We start from the raw sequence: 10,914 nt of genomic DNA, 5'->3' as shown, positions 1-10,914 counted from the left end.
GGTTGTAATCAGACACCATCAATAAAGGGCTGAACGGATGTGCATTCGATCCCTGTACATTCATCAACGTCGCTCGAAATGTCCTATTTCAGGCTACTGGTGGAGTGCCATAACACTAGGACTGTTAACGCTGTTGCTAATTCCAAGTGCAGGCTGTGTGAGCGCAGCAGCCAACATGCTGTATGCCATACGCGGCAATGACATCCCCGCCGAATACAAGGGTCTGACCGAAAAGCGAGTGGCCGTAGTATGTACAACTAACGGTGCCGTTGCCAGTGATGCCGCCAATACGTTGATTGCAAGTTTTATCTGCTCTCAACTTCAAGACAACTTGCCCAAAGCCAAGGTCATCCCGCAAGCTGAGGTTGAGCGGTGGATTGAAATTGAAAGTTGGTCGGGCAATGATCCGTTGGCTGTGGGACGAGGAGTTAAAGCTGAGCAGCTGATTTTTGTCAAGGTAAATGACCTCAAGCTTCGTGATGGTGCCACGCTGTTTCGCGGGCAGTGCAATGTCGAGGTGTCGGTTTACGATCTACAGGCGGACGGCAAACTGGTATTCAACAAACAGCTGGGCAATCACTCCTTTCCGCAACACGGCGGTGTGCCAATCACGGATACGACCGAAGCTAACTTTCGCAGTACCTATCTGCAACACGTCGCTCGACGGGCAGCCGTCCTATTTCATCCAGTCGACGCCACCTGGGAATACGCGTTGGACGCAACTTCCGTCAATTTATAGAAGCTGCTAAAGGTGCTGAATTTGACAGAATTGATGCAAACTGACCGCGCGGCCAGCCGATCATTTTGCTACGATCGCGTTCGAGGCGAGAATCGAGGCGCAGCTCAGCTAGCTAGCCATCGACGCCGCAACCCGCTTGGAACCGACATCGAGCCGGAAGCATGACGTTTTTGGAACCTTCGACGCAGAGTGCAGCCGGCTATGTCCCGGTAGTCTTTACGACGCCGGAGCGACGACCTCTTCAAGCGCAATTGGGACGCTCGGGCCGTAGTCGAATGAGTCGCATGATGGGCGTGCAATTGGCGGCCGTCGGCAGCTATCTTCCTGAGCGCATCGTACCCAATGAAGACTTGTCCGACCTAGGATGCGATAGCGAGTGGATTCAGCGGCGAACCGGCATTTGTCAGCGGCGTCGCGCCGCTCCCGATCAGGCAACCAGTGATCTAGCGGTGTTGGCCGCCCAACGGTGCTTGGACAATGGCGAGACCGATGTCAGCGAAGTTGATCTGCTGATTGTCGCCACAATGACTCCTGATCACCTGTCGCCCTCAACCGCCTGCCACGTACAGCGACAATTGGGCTGTGTAGCTCCCGCCATGGACGTCAGTGCCGCCTGTGCCGGATTCATGTACGCGTTAGTCACAGCCGGACAGTTTGTTCGTTCAGGGTCGTCGCAGTGCGCTCTGGTAATCGGCAGTGAGGTGATGAGTCGCATAACCAACCCATCGGATGTCAAGACCTTTCCAGTTTTCGGGGATGGTGCTGGGGCTGTGCTACTTCGCCCGACCGCCGACACCACCAAAGGACTGGAAAGTTACACCTTGGGCGCTGAAGGCTCAAGTTGGCAAACGCTGTACATACCTGCCGGTGGAAGCCGTCAAGCATTGACGCCACAGAGTCTGATGGCGGGAGATCAGTATCTGCACATGGAAGGCCAGAGCGTATTCAAATGGGCCGTCCGCAGCGTTACCGACAGCATGAATGACTGTCTCGAACACGCCCGATTGTCAGTCGACGATATCGACTTGTTCATCCTGCATCAAGCGAACATTCGCATTCTAGACGCAGCGATCAGCACATTCGACATCGGTGCTGGCAAAGTATTTGTGAACTTAAATCGCTACGGCAATACCAGTTCAGCCAGCATCCCCATAGTCTTGGATGAAGCTCGGCGCAGCGGGGCACTGAAGCCGAATTCGAGAGCCATGCTCTGCGGCTTCGGTGCCGGGCTCACCTGGGGTACAGCTATCGTGCAGCTCTAGGCCTGGCGGCGATTAGGCCCCCGAACTTTTCTATGCCGTACTTCGCCAACTTCTCTCCACGAGCTACAATAATAGGCTTCGTTGGGCGCCCGGCGTCTTCCAACTTACTGTTGTCCGGTGTACTGAATGGCCACGGCATTTGTTAGGCGAGCTACCAACAACAATTTATTAGCGTTTACCGACAGCTAACGGTAAGTAGCTCAGTTTGCCCGTCGTCTGGCGATCACGGTTATTAAGGTACTGCGGGTCTCTAGAAAACAGATCATACATGAATGCAATGGACATACTTGGCAGCCTACTTGGCAGCGGTGCCAGAGTTACCCAGCTGCCTGGCGGTCAGGGGAGTGCCGCTGGTGGATTGGGCGGTGGTATTCTCGAACAGCTTATCAAGGCTGGGATGGGCGGTGTTGCCACACAATCGCAACCGGCGGCGCAGCCGGAACATCGCCAGTCTGCTGCCGCTGGGTCAGTGGACATTCAATCCGAATCGCGCCGGCTCGAAGAGCTCCTTGGCGTAGCTACCGGAGGTCGATCCGCCAGCGGCAATCAGCGTAACACGCCTGCACCATCGCACACAAGACCTGCGGACCCTCGGCCACGACACCTGCCACAACCTACGTCGGCATCACACGCCCCAAGCGGTCTTCCACCCGCTGCGCAACCCACGCTGACCACTGATGATGAAGCGCTAATCCTGGTTCGCGCGCTGATTAACGCTGCCAAGGCAGACGGCCAAGTAGACGCTCAGGAGCAACAGGCTATTCTCACTCGCCTTCAGTTGGATAGCGAAGCGCTTCAGTTTCTCAAGCAGGAATTTGCCCGTCCACTCGACGTCCGCGAGTTTGCCTGGAGCGTTCCATTGGGCATGGAAGTGCAAGTCTACACACTGTCGTTGGCGGCAATTGAATTGGACAACCAACAGGAAGCTCAATACCTACGCGATTTATCACATGGCTTGCGGCTGGCACCGCAGACCTGCAATCAGATTCACGCCCGTTACGGCGCTCCTAAGCTCTTTTGACCGCTGCTGGACCTTTGAACGTGCATCATCTTCCGTCAACGGATTCTGTGGTCATCACTATCGACGGTCCTGCCGGCGCCGGAAAGAGTACCGTTGCGCGGCGACTGGCCGATGCGTTAGGCTTTGAATATCTTGATACCGGTGCCATGTATCGCTGTGTTACCTATGCGGCGCTAGCGCGCGGTATGGACCTTACGGATCAAGAATCAGTGTCACGACTAGCCGAAGGACTGCAAATTGAGCTGCACGGCAGCACCGTGCTGCTAGACGGCCAAGACGTGACCGAAGCCATTCGTGCCCCGGAAGTCAGTCTGGCTGTCGGGCTGATCGCTGACAACGTGGCCGTACGGCGGTTGCTGTCACAGCGCCAGCGCCAGTGGGCTCGGGGGCGTCGCGCCGTGACCGACGGCCGCGATCAAGGCAGCGAAGTGTTTAGCGAGTCGCCGTGCAAGATATTCTTAGTGGCCAGCAACATCGAACGCGCGCGGCGCAGACAGGCAGAATTGGCCGAGCGCGGCATCGAACTGGAATTGGCAACGGTAGTCCAACAACAAGACATCCGCGATCGGCAAGATGGTTCGCGGATTGTAGGCGGTTTACGCAAGTCGCCGGACTCGATCGAGTTTTCCACTGACGGAATGTCGTTGGAAGAAGTCGTCGAGCAGTTGCAGCAACTTGTCGTCTCGCGTTTGGCTGCCGCTAACGGAAACCAACCAATGCCGGACATTAGGTCAGGGGCCCCGTCTGATAGATTTGGCGAACAGCCCGAGCACACCAACCCGAATGCCAACCATTGAATTTACTAGATGTAGCTTGATTGCTTGGATTGCGTATGTCCCAGATTGACCGCTCGACAGAATGGTTTGGCAAATGCGCATATCGCGCCATACGATTCCTGTCACGGCTACTATTTGTGTGGCTATTTGACTTTCGATGTCATGGTCGACAACATATTGTAAAGGGACCAGCCCTGATCCTCAGTACGCACCAGAGCAATTTCGATCCGGTCTTAGTGGGACTGGTGTTTCCTGATCCAATCAGCGGATTGGCTCGCAGTACGCTGTTCGTCAACCCGCTATTGGCCTGGATCATCCGACTGCTGAATGCCATAGAACTAGATCGCGACCGCAGCGGGATAGCGGGACTGAAGGCAACTCTGCAGCAACTAAAATACGGTCAGAAAGTGCTCATTTTTCCAGAAGGCACGCGATCGCCAGATGGCAGCTTGCAGCCTATCAAATCTGGCTTCTTGGTGGTCGCTAAGCGCACGCGCGTGCCGCTAATACCCGTGGCCATCGCAGGGGCATTCGAGGCGTTGCCGCGCGGTAGCTTGTGGCCCAAACGACACCCGATACACATGGCCATTGGACCAGCCATCCCGTATGCAGAATACGGCCAGCTGTCTGAAACCGAAGCTGTGCAACTGATCACGCGGCGGCTCTCCGACTACTACAGTCAGGCCGGTTGGTCATTACGCGGCTGACGGATAGCCAACAGCACTTCTCGTTTGCCGCTCGCCGGTCCAAGCCTACGCTGAACGTCAAAGCCAACATGCTGCAGGCGTTGGCGCACGCTGCTTTTAACACAATAACTAGTCAATGTCCCGCCAGGCCGCAGCAGTTCATACATCGACCGCAGCAGTTCCGCAGACCAAAGCTCAGGGCAAGCGTCTGGACTAAAAGCATCAAAGTAGATTGCATCCAGCCCCGCAAGTTCGCCTGCGAGCTTGCCGTTGACAACCTGTCCGGCATCGCCCACGATTAGGCTGAGCTCTACAGATTCACTCAGTTGGCAACTGTTACTAGGCTTCGCAGGCGCTACCGAATCCAAGTAGCTGGCCAAGCGCTGTGTCAAGGATGGTATCGCAGCAAAGTCGCTCACGCATACTTGATCGCTCATTCGTTGACGCCGTTGGTTATCCAGTATCACCGCAGGCAAGTGCCGATCGAGTTCCAGTTGGGCTATAAGTTGTCCGGGCAAAACTCGATGCTCAACGGACCAATACGCCAGAGGCGCACCAAACCTCATGGCTAACGCGGCGGTTATCAGAAAATTTGTTCCCGTTCCAAAACCAATTTCCAGGATGCGCATCGGTTGGCTTCTGCACAGTTGCTCCAGGACACCGCTGTGATCCAGGTACACGACCAAGGCTTCAGCCACCGCACCGCAGCCACTATGATAGGTTTCACCCAGCAGCTCATTCCATAGGGTCTTGGAACCATCATCTGTGATTATCCAAGACAATCCATCTAGGCCAGTCGGAATTGTCGGGCGAATCGGCGGCATTACTTCTTCGAACCGCTTCCGGATAAAGCCAACTCTGCTGGTGACTGTGTCGATTGCGAAACTGTCAGTCCAACACCGCACAGAATGATAATCATTGATCCCAAAATGGTCCAACGGTCGGGCATGTCACCAAATAGCAATAACCCCGCCAGCACCGCCCAGAATATTTGAGTGTAATGGAACGGACTGGCCAAAGCCGCTGGTGCGAATCGAAATGCTAGGCAGGTCAGTAACAATCCGCAGGCGTACATGAGTCCTCCACCGGACAGCATTCCCAGATGGACCAACGTCGGCAGCTTGCCGGCGCTCAGCGCAGGCCCACTAGTCGCCAGCGCAATTGCCACAGCAGGATACAGCGCCAGCGACAGAGCAGTCTCCTGAGGTCCCAACAATCGTACAGTGGTGTTACGCACCGAAGTAAACACGGCCGTCACCATGACGGCAACTACTGGCAAACTGAATCCATAAACATCTGGTCGCATTGCAATCAGCACGCCCACGAATCCCGTCGCGATCAACAGCCAGCGCGTTGCAGTTACCTTTTCCTTCAAAAACATGGCCGCCAACGTCGCCGTCAGGAACGGTGTCAAAAAGATCACTGCATACACGTTGGCCATGGGCATCTTGGAAAATGCATAGAAATTGAACGCCTGTGTTGGCGCGGACACCAACCCGCGCAGCAAGTGAAGCGACTTGCGTTCTGTTTTCAGTGTTTGCTTGAGGCCCCCTAACCACCCCGAACAGGCACACAGCAGAATGACTGCGGTGGTCGAATACTGGAATGAAATCTGTGCCGACGTGTACTCAAATTGGCGCATGTACTTGGACATGGCATCGCCTGCAGAAAATAAAAAGTACCCGGCAACGGCACACGCGATCCCAAGAGTTGCAGTTGACTTGAGCTGATTCATGGTAGCTGGTGGACTCTGTAGATTGTGGCGGGCAGCGATAGCAACTATTTTGATGACACCATTCATGCCCAGTATTTGAACTACCATCGGCAGGGGCTCAACATGCAGACCGACTTGGAGTACTTAATTCTAGGGGCTGGCCCGGCAGGCCTTCAACTAGGCTATTAATTTCAGCAACGCATCTGTTGGTCAGTTAACCGCGTAGCTTGGAACTAGTCGCGGCAAACCTCAAGATCTTCTGGACTTGCTGTCGGCAAACCAAGCCAAAAGCGCAGGCAGCATCAACAGGTCGCCGAGCAATGCTGCGAAAATTGCCGTGCAGGACATCCAGGCAAAGAGTCGGCTGGGCGGCATCTCGCTGGTCAACACACTACCGAAGCCGGCCAGCAAAACTAGGGTTGTCGTGACCAGCGCCGTACCGACAGCATGCACAGAGCGCCGCACCGCACCCGGTACGTCGCGATCAGTCGCCACCTCGTAGCGGAAGCGTGAAAGCAAATGGATGGTATCGTCAACGGCAACTCCCAAACAGATGCTAAATACAATGACACCTGTTAACTGCAACGGCTGACCGAACAGCACCAACACACTGGCTGTAAATAGCAAGGGAAATACATTTGGCAAAATACTCAGCAAACCGAACAGCCACGACCGAAAGCCGAGCGACAGGCAACCGAAAATGACTACCGAAGCCATCAACAAGCTGTTGGCCAAATCGGAGATCATCTGGTTGATGTTGCGTCCTGCGACGGCAACGCTTCCGGTCAGATAGACTTCAATGCCGGGATAACGCTGTTGAATTTCTGCGAATCTATGCGACAGTCGCGCAAGAGCCGGCAGATGCGAATTCGTTCCAGTGTCTGGCAAATGCGCGCTGACGATCGCTTGCCGCAAGTCCTCTCGCACCAAGCGCTGCAACAAATCCTTGGGCACCCATGGTAATAGTGAGACGCGGCCGGCCAATTCAGTCTGACTTCCGGGCAGTGCTTGCAGAAGGTTTAGAATGGACAAGGGATAGCTGATGCTGGGATCATCATCCAGCGCACGCTGGACCTCACCGATGGCGGCTAATAATTCTGGGGACTTCAACCCATAGTCCTCATTCCACTCAACCACCGCGTAGGCCATTAAGATCCCGCCCAAAGCTCGATCGCAGTGAGCCAATGCCTGAGCAGATTCCTGCGTTGCCGGGATCGACTCGGTCAATCGATTGTCAGGACGCAGTTGCAAGGTCATCCACAACAGTAGTCCGGTGGTGATTACTCCGCCAATGGTCACGAGGCGATAATAACGCAAGACTACATCTACAGTTTTGTCCAGCAATCGCACGCGCCAGTTATCGGGATTGCTGGGCTTGCGCGGCACCAAGTAGTTGCCCAGCCAGGTGCTCGACAACAGCGGTACGGCCAAGACAACCGCGATAAAGGCTAGAATTGCACCGGCCGAGCAGGTCAATCCCAAGCGGCGGATGATATCCACGCGGGCGACCGCCAGCGAGCCGAATCCTACGGCGGTGGTCAGCGAAGTCATCAGGCACGCCAACCACAAATGTCGAATTGTCAAGCTAGCCGCTTTCATGGGCGGCATACCGTCGGACACACAGCGGCGCAAATGATGCATCAAATGCACTGCGTCGGTGAAGCCAACTATCATGACCAGCGTGGGCACAATGGTGTTGATGATGTTCAGCTTTTCGCCCACCAAGCCCATGGCACCTAGCGTCCACAACGACCCCAACATCGGCGCACTGGAGACAACAATCACAGCACCTAGACGGCGAAACAGCACGAGCGACATCAGTAATGCCAGGACAACGCCGATAAAAATGAATCGTACACTCTCTCGACGAACAACGTCGTAAATCTCGGTGCGAATCACTGGCACACCGGTGGCTCGCACCCACAACACATCACCTACCTGCGACCGCTCCACGCTGTTACGAATATCTTGTAGCAGTGGCTGAATCTGACTGATTCCTAGCGAAGCATCAGCCAGACGTACAATGATCAGCGATGTAGTTGCGTCCGGCGATAACAGTTGCCCTCGCACCAAAGGATGCTCGGTAGCCTGACGGACTGCGGCTCGGTAGATTTCCGTGTCCTGAGTTCCCTCGGGCGGAAGCAGTGAGCCTACTCCGCCCTGCGGAGTAAACGTCACAACGTCCGTGAGACTGCGTACGGAGTCGATGCCATCGAGCTGCTTCAGCTCCCCGACCAACGATCGCAGAGCGGTTACTGCGGCCGGACTGAATAGATCGTCACTGCTGGCACCGCTGTGATTCCGCGCAGAAGCGGGCTGCACCACCAGAATGCAGTCATTGTCATCCGATCCAAAGTTGCGGAAGACCTCTTCCAGCCGATCAAACTCGATGTCATCCGTGCGAAACACACTGCGAGGAACATCATCAAATTCAAGTCGCAGTACCCCAATGATGGCGGCCATGGTCAGCAAGACCAGCAGCACACACAGCGGCCATCGCAAGCGTTGGAATAGCTCGTCCCATCGTCCAACAACCATCAAGGAAATCCAGCAACACGATTTGAAAGGACGACGATTGAAACGGGGGCCTGTGCCCTGAAGTTCACGACTTGGTAAGTAGAACTACAGCCATACAGCCGCGATGGAAGCGAATAACTACTTTGCCAAAAGGCGTTGGCTAAATTCGATGTGTGGTGGATGATCAGCTAGCCATTGGCCCCAGCGATCCGTGCCGATTAGGTGACGATCCAAGAAAGCCAAGGTGATCCCGCGCACCAACCGGTCGGCTTCTGCTCGGTCAATCTCCTCGCGAGCATCCTCGCCTTGCACCATCTGGATCAATTTCAGCACCCCTGCATTATTAAATGAGAAATGTGATCCGCCTACCAGCCCTGCCAAATAGCAAGTCCCTCCGGCATGTTCGTAAATAGGGACTTGCGATGTCTGGTAGGGTAATATCGTGTCCAACGTTCCGCCAAAGACCAGGGTTGGTTTTTTCAACTCTGCTAAACCTGTAGCGTTGAACACCGGTGGCCCAATCGGTGCGTAGGAAACAACCACTTGAATGCGAGAGTCTGACAGTCCGGGCAGTTTCTCTGGTAACTCCGCTCCAAATCGACGGGAGGCGGTCTGAAAATCGACCTCGGCACCACCCAGCACCAAAGAGGTATAGCCACCAAACGAATGGCCGATGGCGGCGATGCGATCGAGCCTCAGCTTGCGGTACAGTAGATCGCCAGCCGTCTCATGGCGGCGCTCCACTTGATCCAAGACAAACGAAATGTCACGCGGGCGGTCGAGAGCCGTTTGCAACATGCGATTGTTGTCGTGATCAATGAACGTGTTGAATTGATGATCCGGTGCCACCACGATGTAGCCATGACTAGCCCAATGCTCGCACAGCTCGGTTGACTGCAGGCGAGTTGCTTGCGAGCCATGCGAAAACATAATTACCGGAAACTCACCGTCCGCGCACGGAACATTGCGCAGTCGCGGCTTGGCCTGATCGGCACTGACAGCCTCTGAACTAGCCGGTGACACCGGATACCAGATCTCCGTTTTAAGTCGCCGATTATCGCGCTCGGAATCGGTGTAATCAATCGTGGTCGATGCTACAACATACGCTCCGGGCTGCTCCGCCTCGGCTGCGGGTTGCATGAGCACGGCTATCATCAAGATTGAAGTCAACATATTCATCATTTATCCAATTTGGGGTTTTACGCAACAATCGGTGGCTCGCAGATCGTTGGAATATTCGCTCGCTATCAACAGCGCCATGCAGTGGCGGCATTCTACTGTTGGTTGGTAATTCAAGCAATTCGATCGACCACAGTCGAACATTAAAGTGATTGCCAGTCGGCAGGCAACCTGCAACAATGCTCCTCCGGAATTCAACGGCCGATTGGCAATACCTGGATTACTATGAAAATTCTGGCACACGAGTCCTATATCGAAATGGACGGCGGGCGACTGTTCGTTCGTCGTTGGGATCTGGAAGGCTCGGCCAAAGTTCCCATACTCTTGCTGCATGACTCGCTGGGATCGGTCGAACAGTGGCGTCGTTTTCCGGAAGAATTAGCCCGATCTGCATCGCGAACCGTAGTGGCCTATGATCGCTTGGGCTTCGGCAAATCATCAGCTCGAAACGCATCGCAACCCCCAGACTTTATCGTAACTGAAGGGGAAATATTCATTCCGGCCATCTGCAATGCATTGGGCATCGCTCAGTGTATACTGCTGGGTCACAGCGTTGGCGGTGCCATGGCCATCGTGGCTGCGGCCCTTCACCCAGATTTATGCACAGCGGTTATCACTGAGGCGGCTCAGTCGTTCGTCGAACAACGAACGCTAGATGGCATTCAGGCTGTGCAGGCAGAATTTGACCTGCCAGAGCAGTTCGCTCGGCTGACGAAGTGGCATGGCGACAAAGCGCGGTGGGTACTGGATGCTTGGACCGGCACTTGGTTGTCCTCCGATTTTTGGTCGTGGAATCTTGATTCCTATTTGCAGCAGGTAACCTGTCCAGTGTTGGCAATTCACGGCGATGCGGATGAGTATGGGTCGATAGAATTACCTCGGCGGATCGTCCGTCAGGTTGCGGGGCCTTCGCAACTTGCAATCCTGGAACACTGTGGGCATATTCCACATCGCGATTTGCGCGACGAAGTTCTGCGATTGATAGTCAATTTTTTGAAGTCTGTAGAAAGTCAGTAACAA

The 10,914-nt window shown here is 54.8% G+C and carries 10 protein-coding genes; 6 read left to right on the top strand and 4 right to left on the bottom strand.

The window, feature by feature from the left end:
• Nucleotides 1-37 precede the first annotated feature (37 nt).
• The 5 genes from KF752_13795 to KF752_13775 all read left to right on the top strand — a co-directional run bounded on the left by KF752_13795 (nt 38) and on the right by KF752_13775 (nt 4,505).
• Nucleotides 38-739, top strand: coding sequence for a hypothetical protein (locus KF752_13795; protein MBX3422621.1), 702 nt, complete (start codon nt 38-40; stop codon nt 737-739).
• A 275-nt stretch (nt 740-1,014) separates the two neighbouring features.
• Nucleotides 1,015-2,001 (top strand): ketoacyl-ACP synthase III, encoded by a 987-nt coding sequence (locus KF752_13790; protein MBX3422620.1) that lies wholly within the window; start codon nt 1,015-1,017, stop codon nt 1,999-2,001.
• Between the two features lie 268 nt (nt 2,002-2,269).
• A complete protein-coding gene (locus KF752_13785; protein ID MBX3422619.1) occupies nt 2,270-3,022 on the top strand; it encodes a DUF533 domain-containing protein in 753 nt (250 codons plus the stop codon).
• Between the two features lie 47 nt (nt 3,023-3,069).
• Nucleotides 3,070-3,819: a (d)CMP kinase gene (gene cmk / locus KF752_13780; GenBank protein ID MBX3422618.1), complete on the top strand. Its 750-nt coding sequence runs from the start codon at nt 3,070-3,072 to the stop codon at nt 3,817-3,819.
• Nucleotides 3,820-3,854: 35 nt separating this feature from the next.
• Complete coding sequence (locus KF752_13775; GenBank protein MBX3422617.1) at nt 3,855-4,505, top strand: 1-acyl-sn-glycerol-3-phosphate acyltransferase; 651 nt, start codon at nt 3,855-3,857, stop codon at nt 4,503-4,505.
• Here the strand turns inward: KF752_13775 and mnmD are convergent.
• The 4 genes from mnmD to KF752_13755 all read right to left on the bottom strand — a co-directional run bounded on the left by mnmD (nt 4,478) and on the right by KF752_13755 (nt 9,888).
• A complete protein-coding gene (mnmD, locus tag KF752_13770) occupies nt 4,478-5,308 on the bottom strand; it encodes a tRNA (5-methylaminomethyl-2-thiouridine)(34)-methyltransferase MnmD (protein ID MBX3422616.1) in 831 nt (276 codons plus the stop codon). The two genes, KF752_13775 and mnmD, sit on opposite strands and share 28 nt — an antisense overlap.
• Nucleotides 5,308-6,306, bottom strand: coding sequence for a DMT family transporter (locus KF752_13765; GenBank protein ID MBX3422615.1), 999 nt, complete (start codon nt 6,304-6,306; stop codon nt 5,308-5,310). Before KF752_13765 ends, mnmD begins: the two co-directional genes overlap by 1 nt.
• A gap of 141 nt (nt 6,307-6,447) precedes the next feature.
• On the bottom strand, nt 6,448-8,736 hold the full coding sequence (locus KF752_13760) for an MMPL family transporter (protein MBX3422614.1): 2,289 nt from the start codon (nt 8,734-8,736) through the stop codon (nt 6,448-6,450).
• Nucleotides 8,737-8,853: 117 nt separating this feature from the next.
• Nucleotides 8,854-9,888 (bottom strand): hypothetical protein, encoded by a 1,035-nt coding sequence (locus KF752_13755; GenBank protein ID MBX3422613.1) that lies wholly within the window; start codon nt 9,886-9,888, stop codon nt 8,854-8,856.
• 231 nt (nt 9,889-10,119) lie between these two features.
• Between KF752_13755 and KF752_13750 the strand changes: the two genes are divergently transcribed.
• The gene (locus KF752_13750) at nt 10,120-10,911 is read left to right on the top strand and encodes an alpha/beta hydrolase (GenBank protein MBX3422612.1); all 792 of its coding nucleotides are present in this window, start codon (nt 10,120-10,122) and stop codon (nt 10,909-10,911) included.
• The last annotated feature ends 3 nt before the right edge of the window (nt 10,912-10,914 follow it).

Source organism: Pirellulaceae bacterium (genome assembly GCA_019636385.1).
Taxonomy (GTDB): domain Bacteria; phylum Planctomycetota; class Planctomycetia; order Pirellulales; family Pirellulaceae; genus Aureliella.
This window is presented reverse-complemented; position numbering and strand designations above follow the sequence as displayed.

Excerpts from the sequence above, each read along its gene's own strand:
- KF752_13775 (MBX3422617.1), top strand. The coding sequence starts at position 3,855 with ATGTCCCAGATTGACCGCTCGACAGAATGGTTTGGCAAATGCGCATAT.
- KF752_13795 (MBX3422621.1), top strand. The coding sequence starts at position 38 with ATGTGCATTCGATCCCTGTACATTCATCAACGTCGCTCGAAATGTCCT.
- KF752_13760 (MBX3422614.1), bottom strand. The coding sequence starts at position 8,736 with ATGGTTGTTGGACGATGGGACGAGCTATTCCAACGCTTGCGATGGCCG.
- KF752_13790 (MBX3422620.1), top strand. The coding sequence starts at position 1,015 with ATGAGTCGCATGATGGGCGTGCAATTGGCGGCCGTCGGCAGCTATCTT.
- KF752_13765 (MBX3422615.1), bottom strand. The coding sequence starts at position 6,306 with ATGGTAGTTCAAATACTGGGCATGAATGGTGTCATCAAAATAGTTGCT.
- KF752_13785 (MBX3422619.1), top strand. The coding sequence starts at position 2,270 with ATGAATGCAATGGACATACTTGGCAGCCTACTTGGCAGCGGTGCCAGA.
- mnmD (MBX3422616.1), bottom strand. The coding sequence starts at position 5,308 with ATGCCGCCGATTCGCCCGACAATTCCGACTGGCCTAGATGGATTGTCT.
- KF752_13750 (MBX3422612.1), top strand. The coding sequence starts at position 10,120 with ATGAAAATTCTGGCACACGAGTCCTATATCGAAATGGACGGCGGGCGA.
- KF752_13755 (MBX3422613.1), bottom strand. The coding sequence starts at position 9,888 with ATGTTGACTTCAATCTTGATGATAGCCGTGCTCATGCAACCCGCAGCC.